The organism is Sessilibacter sp. MAH3, assembly GCF_054658275.1.
This window is the reverse complement of sequence record NZ_BAAGIE010000010.1, coordinates 84,453-106,887: the sequence shown is the minus strand read 5'-3', so window position 1 is coordinate 106,887 and position 22,435 is coordinate 84,453. Positions and strand designations below refer to the sequence as shown.

Genomic DNA, 22,435 nt, shown 5'->3' with positions numbered 1-22,435 from the left:
GGAGAACACGGCTATGAGAAGCGGAAACATGCCCAAGAGCCTTTACCAGAATTGGCAGTTCGCCATCGAGGTAAACGGCTTCGACGTGGCCCTGTTCCACAAGGGACAGGAGCCCAAAACAGAATTCGAGGAAGTGGCCTTTGCCCCGGCTGGTTCGATGTTCGACCAGAAGGTGGCGGGTCGGGTCAAGTTCGAGGACATCACCCTCGAGAAAGGCAACCTGCAGGACGGCTCCGACGAGGCGGCCCGCGAATGGATCAAGAAACAGGTGGACGTGAACGCCGTCACCGGCGGTCTTCCGGCCGACTACATGCGCGACATCGATGTTGTCCGCTACGACCGCACCGGCAACGAGACCCGCCGCTGGACCCTGCACGGGGCCTGGGTGAAGGCGCTCGAATACGACGAACTCGAGGGCGGCAACACCGAGAACACCATCGAGAAGCTCACCATCTGCTTCCAATACTGGACCTAAACCGGAGGATCGACCATGTACAGCTTTGAACTGCCAAGCGGCACTGAACTCGAGCTCCGGGAAATGACCGGGGCCGAGGAAGAACTGCTCACCAACCAGCGCCTGATCCGCTCCGGAGAGGCGATCAACCAGGTGCTCCGCAACTGTTTCGTCCGGCTTGGCGAGAAGACCGATCCCGATCTTTCCGAGGTGATGAACCTGCTCTCGGGTGACCGGCTGTTCGCCCTGGTCCGCCTGCGCCAGATCTCCCTCGGCGACGAGGTGGAGCTGGAGCTGAGCTGCCCGAACAGCGCCTGCCGCATGACCAACTTCGTGACCGTCAATCTCGAGGATCTCAAGGTCACCCCCTACGGCGAGGAGCGGGAGTTCGCCTTCAAGCTGCCCGGCTCCAAGAAAGCCGTCCGCTTCGGATATCTCGACGGCCACAAGGAAAAACGCTTGGCCAGCCTGCGCGAGCCCAACATCTCCTCTGCCATGCTCATTCGCATCCTCGACATCGACGGCAAGGCTCCCTCCAAGAAGAGCCTGGCGGAAATGCCGATGCGCGACCGCAACGCGCTGCGACAGGAGATGTCGCGGGTCGACGCGGGAATCGACACCTCGGTCGAAACCGAATGCGATGGCTGCGGCACCAAGATCCGCACCCGTCTGGAGGCAGAACCGGCTTTTTTGTTCCCCGGAGTTCGCTTGTAAGCGACGCATTCTTTCTCGCTTACGGCGGACTGCACTGGGGCTGGTCGGAAACCCGCTCGCTGCCGCTCAGGGTCCGGCGACAGTTCGTCGAGGCCCTCGAGCGGCAGCTTGATTTTGAACGTGAGCAAACGGAACGGCGATAGATGAACGGCGATCTCGGACTGGGCATAGTGGTATCGATGAAGGATGCGTTCTCGCAGAACGCGCAGCGCATCCGTGGCTCCATGATGGACCTCGATTCCACCGTGGCGGATGCCAGCGAGCGGATGACCCGCAACCTGGACCGCATCCAGCAAGGCACCATGATGCTGGGGGCGGGACTGGCCCTGATGGCCGTGCCCGCCGCCTTGGTCGCCTCCACCGCCGCGACCCAGAAGGCTATGGGGGAGCTGGCGTCCCTCGGCGTGCAGGACCTCCGGGCCATCGAGGACGCCGCAGAATCCTTCACCAACCAGTGGTCCGGTGCCGACAAGGCGGCGTTCATCACCGCCACCTACGATGTGAAATCGGCCCTGTCCAACCTCAGCGACGAGGCGGTGGGCGTCTTTACCTCCATGGCCGCCATGACGGCCAAGGCGACCAAGGCCACCACCCAGGAGATGGTCGGCACCTTCACCACGGCCTACGGGATCTTCAAGCCCATCATGGCCGACATGAACGACATGGAATGGGCGACCGCCTTTTCCGGAGCCATGGCGCAGACCGTGGCCTCGTTCAAGACCAACGGCACCCAGATGGCCGACGCCATCAAGAACATCGGTGCGGTGGCGGCCGCGAGCAACATTCCCCTGAACGAGCAGCTCGCCGTGCTCGGCCAGCTCCAGACCACCATGCCCGGCTCCGAGGCGGGCACGTTGTACAAGGCGTTCATCATGAAGGCGGCCGAGGCCGGTGACGAGCTTGGCCTGTCCTTCACCGACACCAGCGGACGTCTCAAGGGCGTGGTTCCCATCCTGCAGGAGATCAAGCGCCAGTTTCCCGATCTCTCCAACGCCGCCGCCCAGGTGAAGCTGAAGAAGGCCTTCGGCTCCGACGAGGCTGTCAAGTTCCTGCTGCAGATGTCGGCGGGCATGGAGAGCCTCGAAGGCAATATCCAGTCGGTGGGCCGGGCCATGAAGACCGGCACGGCGGTCACTGAACAGATGGCCGACGCCATGAACCAGGACATCGGAGCCCGGTTCCTGCTCCTGCGCCAGCAGGTGGCCAACCTCAGCGAAATCCTGGGACGCACTCTGCTACCGGTGGTGACGCCGGTGATCAACGGCGTCTCCCGCTTCATTCTGTTTCTGCAACGCATGGCTAAATCGATGCCGGGCGTGACCCGGGTGGTCCTGGGGCTGTCCATGGCTCTCGGCACCATTCTGGTCGTGGCCGGAGCCGTCACCGCCGCCGTAGGCATGGTGGGACTCATGCTGCCCGCCATCAAGGCCGGATTCGTGGCCATCAGCGCCGCGCTCGCCGGAGTGGGTTCGGCGGTCGCGACCTATTTTCTGCCCGTCACCGCGATTATCGCTGGCGTGATCCTCTCGGTGTATTTGCTCAAACGCGCCTGGGAAACCAATTTCGGCGGCATCCAGGATGTCATCACCGGGGCCTGGAACAAGGTCTCGCTGGTCTTCCGGGGGATCAGGGAGCTGGTGGGCTCGCTCAGCGGCGGCGTCGGGCAGATGTCGGCCGAACTGGCCCATAAGCTCGAATCCGCCGGACTGCTGGGCTTCGTGGTCACCGTCTTCAAGGCCTATTACCGCGTTCGTGAGGCCCTGGCTGGATTGTGGGGCGCGTTTTCCCATGCCTTTGGCCGCATCCGCGCCATCCTCGAACCGACCGTCCGCACCCTGATGAGCGCCTATGCGGCGCTGGCCAGCGCGGTCTTTTCGGTGGTGGAGATCTTCGGCGTGGCCGCCAGCGCCACCGACGGGTCGTCCTGGCGCACCTTCGGCACGGTTATCGGCACCGTCGCCGGTGTGCTTCTGCAGGGGCTGGCATTCGCGCTGAAGATCGTGGCCTGGAACCTGTCGCTCATCGTCCGAGCCCTGGCGGTGGTGGTGCGCAGCGTGGTCTGGGTCGGCAAGATCATCGTCGGGTCCCTGGTCGGAGCGGCCAAGTTCATCTACAAGTTCCTGCTACCCGTGCGCATGATCGGCGAGGCCTTCATGGCCGCCGGGAAGATCGTCTATTCCGTCTGGCAGGTGCTGACCGGCGACATCTCCCTGCTGGACGGTCTCAAGGCCATCGGCGGCGCTGTCTACGATTTTCTTGCCACCCCGTTCCGATGGGCGCGGGATGTGGTGGTTGGCGTCTGGAATTTCATTTCCGGCATCTTCACCTCCATCGGACGCCTGGTGGCCGACGCCGCCGGGCAGATCGGCCAGGCGATTTTGAATCTGCCGATCATCAGCACCCTGCGGGATCTGTTTGCCACCGTGCGCTCCTTCTTCGCCGGGGACACCACCTTTTTCGAGGCGGGCAAGAAGCTACTGATCACCCTGGGTGAAGGGATCTGGTCGGCGGTGACCTATCCCTTCACCATGCTCAAGAACGCCTTGGGCAAGCTGCGCAATCTGCTGCCGTTTTCCGACGCCCGCGAGGGGCCGCTCGCCAGCCTGACCGCCTCCGGCTCCGCGCTGCTCAAGACCCTCGCCGACGGCATGAGCCTTACCCAGACGCTGCCAGCGAAAGTGTTCGGCTTCGCCGCTCGCGGGATTCTCTCGGCCGCTGCGGGAGCCTGGCAGCAGATCAAGACGGCGGGCGGCAACCTCATGGACGCCGCCTCGGCTCCCTTCCAGATGGCTGGAAAACTCTGGGATGGGTTGACCTCCGGCGCACAAACCGTCGCGGCCAAGGCCGGTGCCATCTTCGGCGGTCTCAAACAATCCCTGTTTGGCGGCACGCCCGAGCTGGCGATCAAGCCGCCCCAGGTCAATGCCTGGGACGCGCTGACCACGGGAGCCGTCAATGTTCGCGACCGGATCGTTGCCACGCTGTCGGCCGTCCCCGGGGCTGTGGGCCGAATCTTTGCCAGTGCCGGTACCGAGGGGCAATCCCTCTGGCAAAGGCTTTCCAGCGGCGCGAGCGCGGGCATTCAGGCGATCAAGGATCGCAGCGCCGGGATCGCCAACGGTTTGCTGTCCTCCGCTCGCGCCATGCTGGGAGTCCAGACCCCTATTCCGCAGGTGGCCGAGCACAAGCAACCGCTCGGAGCTGCGCCGCCCGCCGAATCGATTGGGCAACGCATCATCGAAAGCGTGCTCAGTCTCGTGCCGCGTCTGGACGAGCGCCTGGTGCCCAAGGCCCTGAGCGCCATGCTGATGCTCCAGCCGGTCATGGCCACGGCCGCGCCACCCCCGCAACCGATGAACGGTACCGTGCAGACCGTCGCGGCGGCCGTCGAGCCGGTAAGTAAGAGCTATATCCAGCCGTTGGCGATGGAACCGGCACCGGAAATCGGAAGTGCCTCTCCCGCTCCGGCCGGGATCGAGAGGCCCATAACGGCCGCGCCGACTCCGATAGCGAAGCCCCTGCAATCGGGACTCGCCGAGACGGTGCCTTCCGAACGGTTGATTACTCCGGCCCGCACCGCTCCCGCGACACCCCTGCGGGGAGAGGACGCCGGTCCGGGTCTGCGCGAACTGCTGGAATCGCTGCTCTCGCGCCTCGATGGTCTGGCCGACCGCCCGGTGGAACTGAGCGTGACCACCAACATCGATGGCCGGAAGGTGGCCGAGGCCGTCTACAAGGATCTTCGGGAGCGGAAGATCAGAAACTACGAAACACTTTGAGAGAACCGATGAAACGCATCTTTGTCTGCAGCCCGTTCGCGGGTGACATAGCCCGAAACGTGAAGGTCGCCGAGGCGCTTTGCCGACGGGTCATGAGAAACGGTCACGCGCCGTTCGCGCCGCACCTGTTGTATCCAACATTCACCGATGACAGCGTTCCCGAGCAGCGGGAGACTGGCATCGCCTGCGGCCTGGCCTACATGGAATGTTGCGACGAGGTGTGGGCGTTCACCGGCAACGGCATTTCCAGCGGCATGCGGCAGGAACTCGACCGGGCCGAACAACTGGGCAAGCCGATCCTCGAGATCGCCGAGGTGTAAGCAATGGCCTGGGATCAACAGCCCATCAAGGGATATCTGGTGGACGCCGACACGGGGGAGCGGCTCGAATTCCAGTACAACCCCAACTCCATCAGCGACGAGAAGTCGACCGACTACGCGACGATCAAGATCCCCGGCATGAGCCACCCGCGCTACCAGTACGTCGCCGGGGAACCGCGCCGGATTGCCTTCAAGGTCGAGCTGTTCAAGGGGCCGGTCAAACAGAAGGTCGACTGGCTCCGCTCGCTGCAATATCCGGAGCACGCCGGAACCATGCTCAAGAACGCACCGCACCGCGTACTGCTCATTTTCGGCGATCTCTACCCCGGCGTGACCTGCATCGTCCGGCAGGTGAAGGCGCGTTTCTTCGGCCTGTTCGACCGGGACAACCTGCTGCCGCAACGGGCCGAGGTGGACATCGTCCTCGAGGAATATGTGGACCGTTCCATCAACTGGTCGGAGGTGCGCTCATGATCGGCCGCAATTCCCGATACGCCCGCTGCGTTCTTTACCGGGACAGCGACGGCACCTCCCTCGGCATGCGCCAGTGCATCGACACCACCCCCAGACACGACGACCGCCTGCACATCGTGGTCGAGGGCGACCGTCTGGATCTGCTCGCGCACCGCTATCTGGGTGATGCCCGGCTCTGGTGGATCATCTGCGACTACAACGACCTCTTTTTCCCGTTGGCGCTCGAGCCGGGTCTGGCGCTGCGCATTCCCTCCCGCGAACACGTCCAGATGCGCCTGCTCGACTGAAGCGTCCGACACCTCGCCATGCCTTCCGGTAAGTAAGCAGGGAACTGCGAACCGCCGGAGATACGCATGGATCTGGATACCTTCAAACCGACATTTCTGATTCAGATCGAGGGGCAAGACCTCTCGAAGGACATCACCCAGGAGATCACCTCGTTCGTTTTCACCGACAACGAGGAGGAGTTGGATGTCCTCGAACTGTCGGTGACCGACCGCAACCTGCAGTTCGTCGACGATCCGCTGTTCCAGGAAGGCAACGAGATCGTGGCCCGCTTCGGCTACGTGGGAAACCTCTCCCCGCGCAAGAAGACGGTCATCAAGGACATCGATTACGATTTTCCGGAAAACGGTGATCCGACCATCCGCATCAAGGCCTACGACAAGGGCTTCAAACTGGCGGGCAAGGAAAACCAGAAGGTCTGGCAAAAACCTGCTCCCGGCATCCTCTATTCGGAAATCGCCGAACAAATCGCCGCCGCCAACGGCCTCACGCCGGTGGTCACGGCCACCAAGGGAATCCATCTCCGCGTCACCCAGAGCAACATCTCGGATGCCCAGTTCCTCAAGCAGCTGGCAGAAAAGGCCCGCGACCGCGATGGCGACGGCGTGAGCGGCTATGTCTTCTACATCCAGGACGACGAACTCCATTTCCATCCCCGCGAGCTCGACCAGACGCCGCTTCTGACCCTCGAATATTTCACCGACACCAAGGGCCTGTTGCGCTCGTTCCGCCCCAGCACCCAATCCCAGGGAGCCAAGGGCGCGGGTGTCGAGACCAAGACGGTCGGCGTCGACCCGCGCAAGAAGGACGTGGTCGAGCACAAGGCCAACAACGCCACCACGCCCGAGCGGACGGCCCTGGGCAAGCAGACCTATCTGGTCGACGGCAACACCGGCGAAGGCAGCTTCAAGGAACAGGAGACGGGGCAGATCGTGCCCAACTTCGACCGTTCCGAAGGCTTTCACGAAGAGCCGCGCCAGGAGCCCGCCCAGGACAGCGCCGAGGGCAAGTTCCGCGAGGCCGAGCTGCGCCAGGTCGAGGCGGACGCCGCCACCATCGGCATTCCCCAGCTACGCGCCAAGAAGAACGTCGAGATCAAGGGCGTGGGCCGGAAGTTTTCCGGCATCTACTACTGCCACTCGGTCCGCCACAGCATCAGCGGCGCAGGCTATCTCTGCGAACTCAAACTCAAGAAGAACGCCCTCGGCAAGGGCGCGGGCGACAAGTCCGCCGAGTCCCAGGGCAAACCCAACGACAAGGAGGCCCCGCCTACGCCGCAAAACGAGCCGCCAGCCATGGTGACCATCGACGCGGATTCCGGCGCGGTCACACAAGGAGGCGGCAATGGGTGATCTCAGTAAGAATTTCAACCGTTCGGAATTCGCCTGCAAGGGCAAAAACTGCTGCGGCCATTCGGCTGCGGTCCATCCCGACCTGGTCGACGCCCTGCAGACGCTGCGCGACCGCATCGGCAAACCGCTGTCCATCACCAGCGGCTTTCGCTGCAACCGGCACAACAAGGCGGTGGGCGGCGCGGAGCAGAGTTTTCACACGCTGGGCATGGCGGCGGACGTGAGCTGTCCCGCTGGCGTTTCGCCTGAAGAACTGGCGGTCATCGCCGAGGAGATTCCACTCTTCCGCGAAGGCGGCATCGGCGTCTACGCCTCCTGGGTCCATCTCGACGTGCGCCAGTCGGGCAAGGCGAGGTGGCGGTCATGAGCGCCCAAACCAAGACCCTGTTTTCCGGCACTGCACTGGGGCTCTCCGGGCCGCTTCGGGTGGAGATCCTGCCCAATGGAATGACCGCGAGGCTGACCCAGCCGTTCCGTGTCCGCACCGGCGCTGGCCGCATCATCGAAGTGCCCGCCGGGTTCGAGACCGACTTCGCCTCGGTGCCGCGCCTGTTCTGGCGCGTGGTGCCGCCCTGGGGACGATATTCCCCGGCGGCCGTCGTTCACGACTATCTCTACCACACCGGCAAGGTTTCGCGGCTTGCGGCCGACCGCGTCTTTCTCGAACTGATGGCGGCCCTGGGCGTGCCTCTGTGGAAAAGGCAGGTCATGTATTGGGCGGTTCGACTGGGCGGCTGGCTGGCCTGGAACGCCAGTCGAAAGCGGGAGGCGGAGCATGCTTGAAACCCGCGACCGTCAATCCGAGGAGCGCTACCGCAACCGCTGGTACGGCAAGTACCGGGCCTTCGTGCGCGACAACAACGACCCCGAACGCCTTGGCCGGGTCCGGCTGGAAATCCCCGCCGTGCTCGGCAGCGGGCGGGAGAACTGGTCCGAATGGGCCGCGCCCTGTTTCCCCTACGGCGGCAACGACGACACCGGCATGTTCCTGGTCCCCGAGGAAGGGGCCTCGGTTTGGGCCGAGTTCGAGGGCGGCGTAGTCCAGTATCCGATCTGGACCGGGGTCTGGCTGGCCAAGAGCAATCCCGGCGAGCAACCCGAGGAATCCAAGCGCACCTGCGCGAATGCCTTCTGCCATGACTGTGAGGACAAAGTCGAGCATCAGGCCAACCGGCACGACGATCTCGAACACAAGAAGTACCACGGCCATCCGCCGTATTACTGCCCGCGCCTCAAGGTCCTGCTCAAGACCGAGACCGGCCACACCATTCTGGCCGATGACCGCGACGGCGACGAGCTGCTGCGGATCATCGACCGCGCCGGGCAGATCCTCACCATGGAAGGGAAGGTGAAGCCGGAGATGCAGAGCGGCAACGCCCTGCGGCGCGGCACGAAGGACGCCGAGAAAGGCGACCAGCTCGACATCGCCTCGCAGATCGTCGGCTCCCGCGCCCGCATCCAGCTCACCGACCTCTGCCGTCAGCAGGTGATCCTCGAAGCCTGGCAGGACAAGGAGAAGGTCCACATCCTCTCGTGCGACAAAGGCCGCTCCCGCTGGCAGAAGATCCTCATCGATACCACCAAGGGCCGGGAAAAGGTTCACATCTGGGGGCTCAACGGCACTCAGGAAATCCTGATCGATTCCACCGCCGCCGCCGAACAGATCCGGCTCACCGACAAGGCCGGTCAGGTGGTGCGCATGAACGCCGCGCCCGGCCAGGAGAGCATCAGCGCCACCGACAAGTCCGGCAGCCTCGTGTTCATGGATGGGGTGGCCGGAAACATCATCATTCGCTCGACGAACACTGTCTTGATCAACACCTGAAGGAAGCATTGCATGGGAGAAAGAACAACAACGCCCTCCGGACTCTCGGCCAGCGAGGAATTGCTGGCCCGGACCTTCGATCATTGGCGGGAGGAATTCCGCAGCATTCTCGAAAGCCACCGCCGGGAAATCCAGGACCGCCTCGAGAAGATCGAGCGTGAAATCGAGAAGAAATCGGACAAGGAAAACGTCGAGGTGCTGGTCCGCTCGATCTATTCCGATCTGCACCGGCACGCCGAGGAGATCGACCGGCTGCACGCCCGGGTCGGCTCCAAGATGGGGACCGAGACCATGTGGAAGATCGTCGGCCTGGTGTTGACCATCGGCAGCACCATCGGTGGACTCGTCGGCTTTCTGATCCATCTGCTGCTGAAGGTGAACCCATGAGCTCCCAGGCGCGACTCGGCGACATCAGCAGTCACGGCGGCGTCATCATCACCGGGGCAAGCCGAACGCTGGACAACGGCATGCCGGTGGCCCGCATGGGGGACCTGCACGTCTGTCCCATCCCGGGGCATGGCGTGACACCCATCGTGACCGGCAGCTTCGACACCATCACCGAAGGATTGCCCAACGCCCGCATCGGCGACATCACCGCCTGCGGAGCCATCATCGTTACCGGCAGTCCCGACACCATCGACAACTGAGGGGGACGCCATGAACAATCTCGAACAACCGCAGGAACCGCACTACTGGGATGTTTTCCCGAAGCTGATCCGCGTCTCGCGATCCCCATTCGTTCAGCGCATTCCGCTCTCGATCCGTGGCCTACCCGAAACACCGGTGTTCGAATCGTCCAATCCCGACGTGGCCAGTGTCGATGAGGACGGCAATGTCGAATGCGGCTTCGGTTCCGGAGCGGCCATGATTCTGGTCTGGGATTCGCCCGAGCGTCTCAGCCTGCGGCACGTTCAGGTAGAGGTCTATGGTGGCGGCGTCTCCGCACCGGTGGAGGTTCCTTCATGACGGATACCGCGCCAGGCTATAACCACTGGGAGGTACAGCCTCGCTCCATCCGCCTATCCGCTGGCGAGTTCGAGCAACGGATTCCGCTCTCCCTGCGCGGCGACGTGAACGTCCCGGTCTTTGCCTCCAGCAACCCGGAGGTCGCGGAGATCGGGCCGGATGGCGTCATTCGCTGCGGCTGGACCATCGGCAACGCCGTGCTCATGGTCTGGCGATCCTCGGTCCTGGACAGCCTCCGCCATGTACTGGTGGAGGTCCGCGATCCGTCCTGGTTCGCCGACCACCCGGACTTTGCCAGCGGAGCCACGGTCTTCCTCAGCGGCATGGTGGTCAACGCCCTCAATACCAGCGGTGTCGGAAACGCGCTGATCGAATTCCGCCGCTCGGAAACCGGCCCGACGGCGTACCAGACCTTCGCCAACGCCTATGGCGGGTTCGAGCTGTCCGTACCCGAGGGGTTCTATTACGTGGAGGTCACCGCGCCGGGATACATCGCCTGGCACGGCTGGGTGAACGCTGACCCCAACACCTCCGGCGACATCCAGATCGTTCTCTCGCCCGAGCTCGACGGCCAGGTCGCCCGCATCGTGTTGCAGTGGGGCCTGAACCCCAGGGATCTCGATTCCCATCTCACCGGACCGACGCCATCCGGCGGCAGGTTCCATGTGTTCTATTCCCACACCATCGAAAACGAGGCGGCGGAATTGGACGTGGACGACACCAGTTCCTACGGGCCGGAGACCATCACCATCCATCGGCTCATCCCCGGCGTCTACCGCTACGCGGTCCACGACTACACCAACCGCAACGCCAATCCGAGCACCGGCCTGGCGCAGTCCGGAGCATCGGTGAAGGTGTTCTTGAGCGATGGCCGTGAGCAGACCTTCAACGTTCCCAACGCCCCCGGCACGGTCTGGACCGTGTTCGAAATCGACGGCGCGACCGGAACAGTGACGGCGGTCAACGCCATGAGCTATCAATCCCAACCCGCCAATGTCGGCATGTAATGGAGGTTGTCGATGATTTCCGAAGAACCCGCCGACTTGCAGGCCACTATCGAGCAGACCGATTCCGGCGAGCAGCAGTATGTGCTGCGGGCGCTCTGCGATCACCTGTCCGGCATCCGTGAGGAGCTTTCCGGCATCCGCACGTTGCTGGAGGCCGGTCACGCCGCCTCGGAGGCGATGCGCGGCCAGGCCCAGGCCTATCTGGAGGCCCAGCAGGCCAGGACGCAGGAGTATCTGGATCAAGTACAGGTCGAGCCGGAGCCCGATTTCTATCCCTTCGTCGAACTGCCTGCGGGCACCGAACCCCGGGATCTGCCGGACGGCAACCGGCTCTTCACCTTGCCCGACGGCATGATCCTGCGGACCACTGACGATCAGCGAATCTGCGTCATCGACGCCGGGGAGCAGCAGGTCGTCACCCCCGGACCCGGCACGGCCGTCGAGGTCGCCCCGGGACGCCTTTACACCCTGGTCGAGTCCTATCTGAGCGCGACCCAGGAGGCAGCCGGTATCAGCGGACTGCCCGCCGGGATCGATCCGACCGCCATGAGCGCGGAACGCTTCGCGGTGGATCTGCCCGAGGGCATCCGTCTCGACGTCGATCACCGGGAGCGGTTCATCACCCTGATCAACCCGGCCGGACCAATCGACATCATCGGCATCGGCCGCATCGAGGGCATCGGCGAAACCATCGCCGTCCGTCTGCTTTCCGGGGGAGCCAAAGGATTCCAGTGCGGCCAGTCCGGCCACGGCGGGCTGATCGAGGCGGACGGAACCATTCACCTGGGGCTCAAGAGCGGCCTGGATCTGGTGATCCGTTTCCAGGGAGAAGCTATCGACGACGACACTTCGGAAAATGGCTGCTCGGGACAGTGTGGCATCGACTGCGAGGAGCGTACCTGATGAGCTATGACTTTCTCGGCAAGGGATTGCGCTACCCGTTCCGGTTTCAGTCGGTATCCGGCGGCACCCAGATCTCGGCCGCCACCTCGCGGGAGCACGAACACATCCGCGAAAGCATCCTGCAGATCCTCGGCACCCGGATCGGCGAACGGTTCATGAATCCGGAGTTCGGCTCCAGGCTGAAGGATCTGGTGTTCGAACAGAACGACGAGGTGCTCAAGGGCCTGCTGCGCCATTACGTGATCGACGCCATCAAGCGCTGGGAAAAGCGGGTGATCATCACGGAGGTGCGCTTCGACGACAGGCCGCTGAACATCGACGGCAACCTGCTGCTGGTACATATCGCCTACCGGGTGATCCAGAGCCAGGTGGACGGCAACCTGGTCTATCCCTTCTACAGAGAAGACCCGAACAATCCCGCGCCCAGCTATCCCCAGCCGGAACCCGAGCCGGAACCACCGCCGGTGCGCAACGTGCGCCTGTCGCCGGACGTGCGCTCACTGTTCAATCTGCTCTGGTTCGACGCGGCCGAAATGAGTCCCGATCCGGACGATTCCTTCATCTGGCCAGCCGGAGAATACGAGATCGCCTACATCGAGGGAGCCTTTCAGGACCGCAACGGCAAATGGATCGTTAGCGATCCGGGTGACAATCACGGCCATTACCTGGTCTTCGAGGGAGCGCCTGAAACGGAAGCGCCCCAGGCCGAGCACGCCCTCTATCTGGCCGCGAGCGGTCTGGGCTTCGACACCCAGAGTCAGGCGGAAGACAACACCGCTGGCACCGTTCACCGGATCACCACCCTGGAGCCGGGCCGCATCGGTCTATTCTATTTCGAGGGCAAGAAGGAATCCCACTACCTCAACAACACCTCCGGACAGCCCAATCCCGTCTGGCAACTGCGCGGCCCGCTCTGAGGCCTCTCGCCTCCGACACATCCAGGCCCCTTCCGGTAAGTAACCGGCGTGGCGAGAGCATCAGGCGCTCTCGCATAACCGCCGAAAACCGGAGAGACCATGGGCCGCGCAAGCATCGGATACATCAACAAGGATTACGAATCGATCCGCCAGGAGCTGTTGGCGAAGATCCCGCAGCTCACCGACCGCTGGACCGATTTCAACCACTCCGATCTCGGCGTCGTCCTGCTCGATCTGTTCTGCGGCGTGGGCGATATGCTGGCCTACTACCTGGATGCCCAGGCGGCGGAGGCTTTCCTGCCCACGGCCCGCCAGCGGCAGAACGTCATCAACCTCTGCAAGCTCATCGGCTACCGGCTGGATTCACCGGTGGCCTCCACCACCACGCTGCGTTTCCGGCTCTCCGCCCCGCTCGGCAAGGATCTGACCATTCCGGCGGGGACGGCCTGCCGCGCCTTGCTGAGTGACGGCGAGGCGGATTTCGAGACGGTCGAGGACGGCCTGCTACCGCGAGGCGTGCTCTCGGTGGATATTCCGGCCCGGCAAGGCGTGCGCCGCACCGAGACCTTCACGTCGACGGGGCTGCCATTCCAGCGCATCCGCCTGACCGGCGACGTCATCGCCCAGGGCACCATCACCGTTACGGTGGGGGACGACGCCTGGAGCGAGGTCGATCACTTCCAGGACAGCCTGGCCGACAGCCGCCATTTCATGGCCGACCTGGACGCCCTCGACATCTCCACCCTGATTTTCGGCGACGGCCAAAGCGGCGCTGTACCCGCTCAGGGAAGCTCCATCGCCGTCAGCTATCTGCAGACCATCGGGGACCAGGGAAATCTCGGCCCGAACCGGATCACCCAACTGCTGAGCCCGGTCTACCTGAACGGCGGCCAGGTCTCCCTGACCGTCACCAACCCGGTGCCCGCCACTGGCGGCGCTTCGCGGGAAGCCCTCGAACACGCTCGCCGACAGGCACCGGCGGAGCTGCGCAGTCTCTGGAAGGCCGTCACCCTGGAGGATTACCAGGTGCTCGCCGAAGGTTACCCTGGCGTCGCCAAGGCCAAGGTGCTCGACACCAATGCCTGTCAGAACATCCGCTATTACAACGTCCAACTGGCCATCGCCCCCAATGGCGGCGGCATGCCCTCGGCGCTGCTCAAACGGGACCTCGCGGAGTTTCTCGAGCGCCGCAAGGTCATCACGGTCGAGATCAACCTGTTTGACCCGATCTACCGGCCCGTTTCCATCGACGCCGAGGTCTACATCTGGCCTGGTGAACCGCTGGAAAACGTGCGCAGCCGCATCGAAGCCGCGCTCACCGATTTATTTTCCTTCGACCGGGTCTCCTTCGGGCAGACCATTCACTTCTCCGACCTCGTCGCCCTGATCGATGGCGTGCGTGGCGTCAGCCACATGCATCTCTACGCGCCCCAGCAGGACATCGAGCTGCGCCACGGCGAAATCCCGGTTCTCGGCAGTGTCAACCTCGATCTGCGGAGGGCCGGTTGATGTCGGATTGGTTCAAGGACAATCTGCTCGGCCTGCTGCCGCCGCTTTACGAGCACAATGACGAGGCCGGTGACCTGCGCACCTTTCTGAGCCTTCCCGCCGGAACGCTCGACGAGCTCAAGCAGGCCATCGACGACTTCCCGACCATCTTCGACGTCGATCATTGCGACGAACGCTTCTTGCCGCTGCTGGCGAGACTGGTCGGCCTCGAAGTGGACGGCACCTGTTCGCCGGACTGCCAGCGCCGCCGCGTGCGGGAGGCGGTCGAAATCTATCGCCGCAAGGGCACCATCCCGGCCATTGAACGCGATTTCAACACGCTCGGCTGGCAGGGGGAACTGCAGGAGACCTTCCGCTCGGCGCTGCGTCTCAATGCCCGCTCAAAACTCAGCAGCGCCAAGCTGCCCGGGCTGGTGTTCAGCCTCGGCGTGTTTCGCGTGCTGTGTCTCAACCAGACCGAGGGGCTGCGCGACGCCCTGGTGTTTCATCACCCGGCGGGCACGCGCTGTTTCTGGCTCCAGTTCCTCCTGGAATGGATCGAAGGCGGCGCGATGCTCGACTTCGGGCATGCCAATGCCGTGCGCCGGATCGTGCTGGCGTTTCTCGACGAAACCTTCGTCCTCGGACGTTCCTCGCTCGGTTCCTGTCGTCACCTGACCAACAAGCAGAGGGCCTGGGAGTTGCTGCAGCTCACCAGCACCACGGAGATGATCCCGGAGATCGATCGGGCCGCCGTGAAGGTCTCCCGTTTTCACGGCCGCCAGAACCGGATGCGCCTGAACCACAAGGCCCTCAACGACTGGCGGCTGCCGTACACCCGCGTGGGCGAGGATCGGGTTCAGAGTATAGAGTTGGGCGAGCCACAATTAACCGTACACCCGCGTGGGCGAGGATCGGGTTTCCTTCTGCACGCCCATCTACACCGGCCGCGATTTCGAAGGCGATGTGCTGGAAAGCGGCTTCGGGCTGGGTGAGAGCCATCTCAACCGCAAGCCGCTGACCCATGGCGAGACCGCGCTGCGCTACTGCTTCCGGCAGAAGGATTTCTTCTTCGATACGCAGGCGGAATCGGTCGAGCGGGCGGAGGCCAAGTACGACCTGCGCCTGCCCTTGGAATCCCGGCACCGCCTCTGCTTCCAGCTCGGCCGCGCCAGGCTCAACGCCGGTCTCGACCTCACCGCCAACCAGGGCGGCATCAGCAATCTGCTGTTCGCCTCCACCGCTGGCTGCGACGCTGACGTCACCCTGGCCGTCGACCGGATCGACCGATGGCGGCGGAGAGGGCCTGTGTTCCGGCTCAACGCGAACACCCTGAACACCCGGTATCTGAGCAATGCGAATCTGACCGGCGAACGGGCTTCGCTTGAAGTCTATGTGGACACGGGCTTTCTCCAGCGCCATCGAGTCGAGACCATGAAGCTGGGCGCGAGCCCGCTCAACACCACCGGCCTGCGTCTCTCCGTGGATCGGACCCGCCCCATGCGCGTCAGCCGCATGCGCCTCAACCAGGCCGGATTCCGCTGGTCGCGGCCTTCCTACCGCTGGCTGTTCCGTCAGCAGGATCTGCACGCGCCGACGCAGGCCGGGTTCGAGGCCGCCACCAACAACTATCGCGCCACCCAGTGGCCCACCTGAAGGAGAACCCATGGCCATACATCTCTATCTTGACGAAGCGCTGACCCAGCAGATTTCCGAGGGGGATTTCAGCCGCCCCGAGGCCGAGAGCTACAACGGCACCGACGGCGACATCAAGGATCGGCAACTCTACGTCGCCAACGAGCAGACGGGCCTCGCCTCGGCCATCGACGCAGCGCAGACATCCATCGCCCTGGCCGAACCGCGCTTTGCCGACGGCGAACTCATCATCATCGACGGCGAGCAGATGCTCGTCGAAAGCGGCGGCACCGCCAATCTCACTGTGCAGCGGGGCGTGGCCAACACCGCTCCGACCGCGCACGACGCCGGGACGACCGTCTATTCAGGCTACGACTACACCGGGCTGGTGCTCGATCCCATCGATGAAACCGGCACCGACGAAGCGGTCTGGTACCGCCTGGCCCTGACCCAGGCCGAACTCGACACCGCCACCCAGGGCGCACCGCTGAATCTCGGCGACAAGGCCTTCCAGCAGACGCTGTCTTTCTGGCGGCGCTGCACCGTGCTCCCGGGCACGCCGGTGCAAAACAAACTCGACATCAAGCTGCGCCTGACCGGCACGGAAAACCCGATTCTCTAAGGAGGCCGCCATGGCATACCACAGCATTCAAGGACTCGCTCACGGTCGGCTCGACCTGCTCAATCAACTGCGGACCTTTCTGGTGACCACCACCGGCTGGACCCTGCACGACGATCAGTCGGCCGACCCGCAGCCGTATTTCGTTTTCAAGTCGCTCGGAGAATCCGGAGCCGAGGACGTCTATCTGCAGTTCCGTATCAGCACCACCTCCGGGCGGATTCACGTCGCGGCATTCCAGTATTGGGACGCGGCCACCCACACCGGCATCAACGAGGCTTCGCACACCAGTTACACCTATCTGCGGGTGGAGGACAGCGCCGACTTCATCTTCTGGCTGTTCGCCGACCTGGATCACGTTTTCGTGGTGACCAAGCTCGTCTCCACCTACTACGGCCATTATAGCGGCTTGCTGAAACGCTTCTGGTCCGGGGCCGTCGCGCTCACGCAGGCGGCGGTCACCTCCGGAAGCGGCGTGGTGCTTCAGGTCAACGACGCTACCGTAGTTACACCCGGACAAGACTACGTGATCAAGGACGACGCGGGCATCGAACGCGTGCGGGTGAGCGCCATCGACACCGCAGCCACGCCGAACACCATTACTGTGGAGGCCCTCGTTCGGGATTACGCCTCGGGGGCAAAGATCGGCGAGGACCCGCAGCCGGTCGTCAACAGTTACTACAACGCGCCGGGCACCTTCTACGCCGTGAACAAGTTCGATGGCTGGACCTCCGCCTCCGGCCAGCAGGGCCGCTGCGGCGCGGCAAATGGCGGGCTCCAGGGTGAAACCGATCCGGAGATGCGCTACGGCACCACCATCCTCTTTCCCTGGCTCGCCTCGATGTCCGGTTCCGCCGCCTACCAGGAACTGCGCGGCGAACTCATCGAGATCTTCTCCGTGGGCGGCGGCAACGTCGCCTCGGAAGACACCATTCAAATCGGAGCTGACAGCTACCGCGTGTTCAACCTGACCACCGGCGGCTGGTGCGCGGTGAAGGAATAACCCCATGGCAACACATAGCGGAAAGCTCAAACCCATCAGCACGATCACCGGCCAGCGTCGTCCGGAAACGCTTATGTCCATGAACCGGGGCCAGGCGCTCAAGCTCAGCGGGAGGATTCGCCGTGGCCGTGCATAAGGGACAACTGGCATCCATCACCACCCGCAGAGGCACACGGCGGCCGGAACTGCTCGCCATTGGAGCGGCGCAACCCGGAGCGCTTTTCGAGCTGTTTTCCGGGGCACCTGCCAGGCGCACGGTGATGGTTCGGGCCGACAGCGCAATGCGGGTCGCCCATCGGCTCGAACGTCGATCCGACCTCGCGCTTCGCGTGAACAACCGCCTGAACCGGAGCGCCGACCTGTGGCTCGTCGTCCATGCCCGTCTGGGCGTCGATGTTGACGCGGCGGTGCGGGTGACGCGCCCCTGGCTGCGGAGTATCGACACCAGCGTCCGGACATCCGGCGCACACATCAGCCGCTCCGACACCGTTCAGCGCATCGCGATCCCGGCCGGGCTGCTGGCCGACACGCGCCAGATCCTGTTCGCGGTGCTCATCGATCAAGACCACGAAATTCAGACCTAAAGGAGAACAGCAATGGCACTGGGACTCATCGTCAAAACCGGCCGGATACTGACGGCCAAACTCCTCCTCGGCCAGGCCGTGGACGGCATCACCCACTGCGCCATCGGCGACGGGGATGCCAGCTTTACCGACCCGCAGAATCCGCCCGCGCCGGACATCGGTCAGACCGGGCTCAGAAACGAACGCGCCCGCAAGCGCTACTACAAGCGGACCTTTCTCAAGGAGGACGCCGAAGGGGCGCTGTTGGTCAACGGCGTGCGCTACCTCGAAACCGGCGAGGAGACCAACACCATCGGTGTCTTCTTCCGCTTCGACGAGGCCGAGGCCAACGGCATCACCATCCGCGAATACGGCTTCTTCGGCGGCGACGTGCAGTTCGTGGAAAGCGTCACCGGGGATCTCGCCATGGGCGGCGAGTTCCATCAGGACACCAATCCGACCGGCGAGGTGCTGCGCCCGGGTTACCTTTACGAGGTGAAGAACATTCCCGACTTCAACAAGATTTCCGACACCCGCGTGGAGCTGGTCGGGATCATCAAGATCTAACTGGAGGATTCAATCATGAGCATCTCACGCGAGACATTCGACCCGACCAAGAACTACAAGCGCATCCGCTACCATCAGGATCGCGACCTGCTGGATTCCGAACTCAACGAGCAGCAGGACATCATCAACCTGGAGCGGCGCAAGATCGCCGACATCCTGTTCAAGGAAGGCTCCATCATCATGGGCCTCGAGGTCAGCGCGGCCGCCAACGTCCTGACCCTGGCCCCGGGCGTGGTCTACATCGACGGCCATCTGGAACAGGTGAGCGGCGCGACCCTGACCTATGACCCGGCCACCACCAGCGGGGCCGATTACGTCTATGTGGAGCTGCTGAAGTACAACTACGGCTACACCCAGGACCCGGCCCTGATCAATCCGGCCACCGGCGAGCCTACCGCCGAGCGGGAAAAATGGGCGCTCTCCCTCAAGGCGACGGACACCAGCGGCCAGACGCTGCCCAACAACGTGACCGAGCGCCGGGTGATTCCGATCTACAAATTCGAACGCGAGAGCGGCGATGTCACGCCCACGGTGCAGGAGAAATCCAACCTCTATCTGCGGGATCTATTGGGCACGCTGCCGGGCAGCCGGATCACCGTCTCCTCGATCACCGAGGACCAGCTCTCCTTCGCCGCCGCCGAGGGTCTCAACTCACTGATTCAGAACCTGGCCGAGCGCACCTTCGACCAGGCCGGAAGCTATCTGGTGCGGGGCTTCGACACCTTCATCGGCGGCGTCGACGACGACAGCGTGGAGGCGATCACCAACGCCGGACGCGCCTACATCCAGGGCTTCCGGCATCAGCGCGATCTGCCCACCTCGACCCTGGTGCCCAAATCCATCGCCACCAAGTCGGTGCGCGGCGAGCAGAAGACCTTCGACATCAACAAGCGCCGCTATCCGGTCAACTCCACGCCGCTCAAGGAGACGACCCAGGTGGAAGCCATCGTCGAGATCACCCGCAACGTCACTCGCGGTTCGGTGGGCGGCGGCGAAGACCTGCTCGATCCCAATCCCGTGGTGGACATCCTCGAGGTCAGCCAGGGGGCGACCATCTTCCAGGAGGGCGTGGACTGGCAGCAGTCCGGCAACCATGTCGACTGGCTCGGCTCTGGCAACGAACCGGCCATCGGCACCACCTACACGGTGCGCTGGACCTACACCAAGCAGATGGTCAAGGGCACCGACTACGTGGACAGCGGCTGGTTTGGGCAGGCCAACCATCCGGCGGCCGGAAACTACTTCTATCTGGTGACCGCCTACAACGTCACCGGCGAGACGGCCTTCAACGCCGCTGCGGTCATCGCCCGGGCCACCGCAGCCGGGGAGATGAACAAGCTCTCCTGGCTGCCGGTCAGCGGCGCGACCGGCTATCGCGTCTACCGGGCCGCCACCAACGGCGCACGCACCGACTACAAGCGCCTGATGGAGCTGGGCAGCGAGGCGCTCTCCTACATCGACGACGGCGTCGAGGAGATCGGCACCGCTTCGCCTCCGGCCACCAACACGGCCGGACTCACCATGTCGCCGGTTCAGCTCGAGCTGGGCAATCTCAACGTGATCAACTTCGGGCGCGGCAGCCTCGGCGACCAGCCGGTGAACGGTTCCAACTGCAGCCTGGACTACGACTATTACCTCGGCCGCCGCGACATCGTTTACGCCACCACCACCGAGATCAAGCGGCTCGAAGGGGCTCCGGCGGATTTCCCGAAGCTGCCCATCGTGCCGGAAAACGCCCTGGGGCTGTGCAGTATCGACTGCCCGCCCAACTCCACCGACATGGAGATCCGCAATTTCGGCCTGACCCGCATCACCATGGACCAGATCCACGACATCATCCAGGACGTCGAGGATCTGAAGTACAACGATGCCCAGTACCAGATGAACAACGAGCTGCAGAACCGGGACGCCCAGACCAAGAAAGGCATCTACTCGGACGACTTCTCGAACACCGCCCAGTCGGACATCTACCACGCCGAATGGGACGCCCGGGTCAACGAGATCGCCCGCTTCGTCGCGCCGGACCGCATTCCTCACTCCACGGTGCTCTCGGTCGATCAGGCGGGCAGCAACGCGAGCTTCTTCGGCAGCCTGGCGCTGCTGCCGGGCAACGAGACCGTGCTGGTGGAACAGAACGACTGGTCCGAGGAGCGGAACATCAACCCCTACGCCGTGTTCGACAAGCCCCCGGCCATGCTGCAGATCACGCCCAACCTCGGGCGGCGCGGCCAGACCGGGATCGCCGTCACCGGCATCAACTTCACCCCGAGCAAGTCCGGCATCGTGCTGCGCTGCGACGGCCAGGTGATGGCCAGCAACCTGATCAGCGACGAGGCCGGTCGGGTCAGCGCCTCCTTCACCATTCCGACCAACGCCCGCAACGGCAACCGCATCGTGGAGATGGCCGACGGCGTCTACTCGGCCCGGGCCAGCCTGCAGATCAACGATCCGCTGGTCATCACCCGCATCGAGCGCATCATCGAGAACCGCATCATCCGCGTGCCCGTGGTGCAGGTGGTCTGGCGCACCCAGACCATCTTCGTGCCCCGTGACCCGCTGGCCCAAACCTTCAGCTTCACCCAAAACCAGGTGATCTCCAGCATCGGACTGCAGTTCACCGCCAGGGACCCGAGCATCCCGGTCACGGTGCAGATTCGCGGCGTCACCACCGGTCTGCCCAACGGCGTGGTGTTCGCCGAAAAGGTGCTGGCCCCGAACGAGATCAGCCTGAGCGGCGAGACCCGCATTCGCTTCGATGACCCGTTCTACGCCGAGGCCAATACCAGCTACGCCGTGGTGCTGCTGACCAACAGCACCAACTACAAGGTGCGCACCGCCACCCTGGGCAAGATGGGCCGCTGGGGCATCATCACCCGCCAGACCTACATGGAAGGTGTGCTGCTGGAGAGCTCCAACGCCGAGACCTGGACGCCGCTCAACGGCTCCGACCTGGCGATGAAGATCTACGGCTACAACTTCCAGGCCGAGGGGATGATCCGCTTCCAGCCGATCACCGGCGTGCAGTTCTCCGACATCAACCTCGACGAATACTCGGCCATCCCACAGGGCACCGGACTCGACTGGGAATACTCCACCGACGGCGGCGTGACCTGGGACGCCCTGGTTCCCGCCGAGGAGGAACGGCTGCCCAACCTCGCCACCCGGGTCCAGATCCGCGTGCGCCTGAGTAGCTCGCTTGCCAACGACACCCCGGCCATCAACTACCGCGACGTCAACCTGGTGGGCTACCTTAACAAGACCACCGGGGCCTACCTGACCCGCGAGAACGAGCTGACCCAGGGGGTGGAATCGACCAAGGCCTACGTGCAGATGCAAATCCCCAGCGGCACCACCCTGCAATGGTTCGCCAGCAACGACGGCGGCCTGACCTGGGAGGCGATGACCATCCAGGACACCCGGCCCATCGACGAGAACTGGACCGAGTACACCCTGGTGCGAACCTTCACCGACAACACCGGCAACAAGGTCCGTTACAAGGCCGAGATGACCGGCACGCCGCTGATCTACCCGCGTATCCATTCGCTGGGTGCGACCCTGAGCTAA

24 protein-coding genes are annotated in these 22,435 nt (G+C 63.8%); all 24 read left to right on the top strand.

All coding sequences use genetic code 11. From position 1 onward, the window contains the following. Positions 1–13: 13 nt before the first annotated feature. The 24 genes from ACYQ2C_RS08235 to ACYQ2C_RS08120 all read left to right on the top strand — a co-directional run bounded on the left by ACYQ2C_RS08235 (position 14) and on the right by ACYQ2C_RS08120 (position 22,435). Positions 14–475 (top strand): phage tail protein, encoded by a 462-nt coding sequence (locus tag ACYQ2C_RS08235; RefSeq protein WP_011366977.1) that lies wholly within the window; start codon positions 14–16, stop codon positions 473–475. 15 nt (positions 476–490) lie between these two features. Further along, positions 491–1,168: a T4 family baseplate hub assembly chaperone gene (locus ACYQ2C_RS08230; protein ID WP_460101423.1), complete on the top strand. Its 678-nt coding sequence runs from the start codon at positions 491–493 to the stop codon at positions 1,166–1,168. Between the two features lie 143 nt (positions 1,169–1,311). Further along, positions 1,312–4,947 (top strand): phage tail tape measure protein, encoded by a 3,636-nt coding sequence (locus ACYQ2C_RS08225; RefSeq protein ID WP_460101425.1) that lies wholly within the window; start codon positions 1,312–1,314, stop codon positions 4,945–4,947. A gap of 8 nt (positions 4,948–4,955) precedes the next feature. After that, on the top strand, positions 4,956–5,267 hold the full coding sequence (locus ACYQ2C_RS08220; protein ID WP_460101427.1) for a DUF7768 domain-containing protein: 312 nt from the start codon (positions 4,956–4,958) through the stop codon (positions 5,265–5,267). Between the two features lie 3 nt (positions 5,268–5,270). Beyond that, positions 5,271–5,741: a CIS tube protein gene (locus ACYQ2C_RS08215; protein ID WP_011366981.1), complete on the top strand. Its 471-nt coding sequence runs from the start codon at positions 5,271–5,273 to the stop codon at positions 5,739–5,741. Then, positions 5,738–6,028, top strand: a complete 291-nt coding sequence (locus ACYQ2C_RS08210; protein ID WP_460101430.1) for a LysM peptidoglycan-binding domain-containing protein — start codon at positions 5,738–5,740, stop codon at positions 6,026–6,028. The genes ACYQ2C_RS08215 and ACYQ2C_RS08210 overlap by 4 nt, the downstream gene beginning before the upstream one ends. Before the next feature lie 66 nt (positions 6,029–6,094). After that, a complete protein-coding gene (locus ACYQ2C_RS08205) occupies positions 6,095–7,378 on the top strand; it encodes a phage late control D family protein (protein ID WP_460101432.1) in 1,284 nt (427 codons plus the stop codon). Then, positions 7,371–7,745, top strand: a complete 375-nt coding sequence (locus ACYQ2C_RS08200) for a YcbK family protein (protein WP_022993007.1) — start codon at positions 7,371–7,373, stop codon at positions 7,743–7,745. The genes ACYQ2C_RS08205 and ACYQ2C_RS08200 overlap by 8 nt, the downstream gene beginning before the upstream one ends. Further along, complete coding sequence (locus ACYQ2C_RS08195; RefSeq protein ID WP_279521144.1) at positions 7,742–8,161, top strand: DUF1353 domain-containing protein; 420 nt, start codon at positions 7,742–7,744, stop codon at positions 8,159–8,161. Before ACYQ2C_RS08200 ends, ACYQ2C_RS08195 begins: the two co-directional genes overlap by 4 nt. Further along, a complete protein-coding gene (locus tag ACYQ2C_RS08190) occupies positions 8,154–9,203 on the top strand; it encodes a phage baseplate assembly protein V (protein ID WP_460101435.1) in 1,050 nt (349 codons plus the stop codon). The genes ACYQ2C_RS08195 and ACYQ2C_RS08190 overlap by 8 nt, the downstream gene beginning before the upstream one ends. Positions 9,204–9,215: 12 nt before the next feature. Then, positions 9,216–9,590, top strand: coding sequence for a hypothetical protein (locus ACYQ2C_RS08185; RefSeq protein WP_015721232.1), 375 nt, complete (start codon positions 9,216–9,218; stop codon positions 9,588–9,590). Next, positions 9,587–9,850, top strand: a complete 264-nt coding sequence (locus ACYQ2C_RS08180) for a PAAR domain-containing protein (protein WP_011366988.1) — start codon at positions 9,587–9,589, stop codon at positions 9,848–9,850. The genes ACYQ2C_RS08185 and ACYQ2C_RS08180 overlap by 4 nt, the downstream gene beginning before the upstream one ends. Before the next feature lie 10 nt (positions 9,851–9,860). After that, entirely contained in the window at positions 9,861–10,169 is a 309-nt protein-coding gene (locus ACYQ2C_RS08175; protein ID WP_460101438.1) for a hypothetical protein, read from the top strand. Next, complete coding sequence (locus ACYQ2C_RS08170) at positions 10,166–11,176, top strand: hypothetical protein (protein WP_460101440.1); 1,011 nt, start codon at positions 10,166–10,168, stop codon at positions 11,174–11,176. Before ACYQ2C_RS08175 ends, ACYQ2C_RS08170 begins: the two co-directional genes overlap by 4 nt. 12 nt (positions 11,177–11,188) lie before the next feature. Further along, complete coding sequence (locus ACYQ2C_RS08165; RefSeq protein WP_460101442.1) at positions 11,189–12,079, top strand: hypothetical protein; 891 nt, start codon at positions 11,189–11,191, stop codon at positions 12,077–12,079. Then, positions 12,079–12,996: a GPW/gp25 family protein gene (locus tag ACYQ2C_RS08160; RefSeq protein ID WP_460101444.1), complete on the top strand. Its 918-nt coding sequence runs from the start codon at positions 12,079–12,081 to the stop codon at positions 12,994–12,996. Before ACYQ2C_RS08165 ends, ACYQ2C_RS08160 begins: the two co-directional genes overlap by 1 nt. Positions 12,997–13,095: 99 nt before the next feature. Continuing rightward, complete coding sequence (locus ACYQ2C_RS08155; protein WP_460101446.1) at positions 13,096–14,505, top strand: baseplate J/gp47 family protein; 1,410 nt, start codon at positions 13,096–13,098, stop codon at positions 14,503–14,505. Beyond that, complete coding sequence (locus ACYQ2C_RS08150; RefSeq protein WP_460101448.1) at positions 14,505–15,479, top strand: phage tail protein; 975 nt, start codon at positions 14,505–14,507, stop codon at positions 15,477–15,479. The genes ACYQ2C_RS08155 and ACYQ2C_RS08150 overlap by 1 nt, the downstream gene beginning before the upstream one ends. Then, a complete protein-coding gene (locus tag ACYQ2C_RS08145) occupies positions 15,451–16,140 on the top strand; it encodes a hypothetical protein (RefSeq protein ID WP_460101450.1) in 690 nt (229 codons plus the stop codon). The genes ACYQ2C_RS08150 and ACYQ2C_RS08145 overlap by 29 nt, the downstream gene beginning before the upstream one ends. Positions 16,141–16,150: 10 nt before the next feature. Next, entirely contained in the window at positions 16,151–16,741 is a 591-nt protein-coding gene (locus ACYQ2C_RS08140; protein ID WP_460101452.1) for a hypothetical protein, read from the top strand. A gap of 10 nt (positions 16,742–16,751) precedes the next feature. Further along, positions 16,752–17,741: a hypothetical protein gene (locus ACYQ2C_RS08135; RefSeq protein WP_460101454.1), complete on the top strand. Its 990-nt coding sequence runs from the start codon at positions 16,752–16,754 to the stop codon at positions 17,739–17,741. Between the two features lie 122 nt (positions 17,742–17,863). Further along, entirely contained in the window at positions 17,864–18,325 is a 462-nt protein-coding gene (locus ACYQ2C_RS08130; protein WP_460101456.1) for a hypothetical protein, read from the top strand. A gap of 12 nt (positions 18,326–18,337) precedes the next feature. Then, on the top strand, positions 18,338–18,871 hold the full coding sequence (locus ACYQ2C_RS08125; protein WP_460101458.1) for a hypothetical protein: 534 nt from the start codon (positions 18,338–18,340) through the stop codon (positions 18,869–18,871). A gap of 15 nt (positions 18,872–18,886) precedes the next feature. Beyond that, the gene (locus ACYQ2C_RS08120) at positions 18,887–22,435 is read left to right on the top strand and encodes a DUF4815 domain-containing protein (RefSeq protein ID WP_460101460.1); all 3,549 of its coding nucleotides are present in this window, start codon (positions 18,887–18,889) and stop codon (positions 22,433–22,435) included.

Bases quoted from the DNA above. Each gene is read 5' to 3' on its own strand.
- ACYQ2C_RS08235 (WP_011366977.1), top strand. From the start codon at position 14: ATGAGAAGCGGAAACATGCCCAAGAGCCTTTACCAGAATTGGCAGTTC.
- ACYQ2C_RS08230 (WP_460101423.1), top strand. From the start codon at position 491: ATGTACAGCTTTGAACTGCCAAGCGGCACTGAACTCGAGCTCCGGGAA.
- ACYQ2C_RS08225 (WP_460101425.1), top strand. From the start codon at position 1,312: ATGAACGGCGATCTCGGACTGGGCATAGTGGTATCGATGAAGGATGCG.
- ACYQ2C_RS08220 (WP_460101427.1), top strand. From the start codon at position 4,956: ATGAAACGCATCTTTGTCTGCAGCCCGTTCGCGGGTGACATAGCCCGA.
- ACYQ2C_RS08215 (WP_011366981.1), top strand. From the start codon at position 5,271: ATGGCCTGGGATCAACAGCCCATCAAGGGATATCTGGTGGACGCCGAC.
- ACYQ2C_RS08210 (WP_460101430.1), top strand. From the start codon at position 5,738: ATGATCGGCCGCAATTCCCGATACGCCCGCTGCGTTCTTTACCGGGAC.
- ACYQ2C_RS08205 (WP_460101432.1), top strand. From the start codon at position 6,095: ATGGATCTGGATACCTTCAAACCGACATTTCTGATTCAGATCGAGGGG.
- ACYQ2C_RS08200 (WP_022993007.1), top strand. From the start codon at position 7,371: ATGGGTGATCTCAGTAAGAATTTCAACCGTTCGGAATTCGCCTGCAAG.
- ACYQ2C_RS08195 (WP_279521144.1), top strand. From the start codon at position 7,742: ATGAGCGCCCAAACCAAGACCCTGTTTTCCGGCACTGCACTGGGGCTC.
- ACYQ2C_RS08190 (WP_460101435.1), top strand. From the start codon at position 8,154: ATGCTTGAAACCCGCGACCGTCAATCCGAGGAGCGCTACCGCAACCGC.
- ACYQ2C_RS08185 (WP_015721232.1), top strand. From the start codon at position 9,216: ATGGGAGAAAGAACAACAACGCCCTCCGGACTCTCGGCCAGCGAGGAA.
- ACYQ2C_RS08180 (WP_011366988.1), top strand. From the start codon at position 9,587: ATGAGCTCCCAGGCGCGACTCGGCGACATCAGCAGTCACGGCGGCGTC.
- ACYQ2C_RS08175 (WP_460101438.1), top strand. From the start codon at position 9,861: ATGAACAATCTCGAACAACCGCAGGAACCGCACTACTGGGATGTTTTC.
- ACYQ2C_RS08170 (WP_460101440.1), top strand. From the start codon at position 10,166: ATGACGGATACCGCGCCAGGCTATAACCACTGGGAGGTACAGCCTCGC.
- ACYQ2C_RS08165 (WP_460101442.1), top strand. From the start codon at position 11,189: ATGATTTCCGAAGAACCCGCCGACTTGCAGGCCACTATCGAGCAGACC.
- ACYQ2C_RS08160 (WP_460101444.1), top strand. From the start codon at position 12,079: ATGAGCTATGACTTTCTCGGCAAGGGATTGCGCTACCCGTTCCGGTTT.
- ACYQ2C_RS08155 (WP_460101446.1), top strand. From the start codon at position 13,096: ATGGGCCGCGCAAGCATCGGATACATCAACAAGGATTACGAATCGATC.
- ACYQ2C_RS08150 (WP_460101448.1), top strand. From the start codon at position 14,505: ATGTCGGATTGGTTCAAGGACAATCTGCTCGGCCTGCTGCCGCCGCTT.
- ACYQ2C_RS08140 (WP_460101452.1), top strand. From the start codon at position 16,151: ATGGCCATACATCTCTATCTTGACGAAGCGCTGACCCAGCAGATTTCC.
- ACYQ2C_RS08135 (WP_460101454.1), top strand. From the start codon at position 16,752: ATGGCATACCACAGCATTCAAGGACTCGCTCACGGTCGGCTCGACCTG.
- ACYQ2C_RS08125 (WP_460101458.1), top strand. From the start codon at position 18,338: ATGGCACTGGGACTCATCGTCAAAACCGGCCGGATACTGACGGCCAAA.
- ACYQ2C_RS08120 (WP_460101460.1), top strand. From the start codon at position 18,887: ATGAGCATCTCACGCGAGACATTCGACCCGACCAAGAACTACAAGCGC.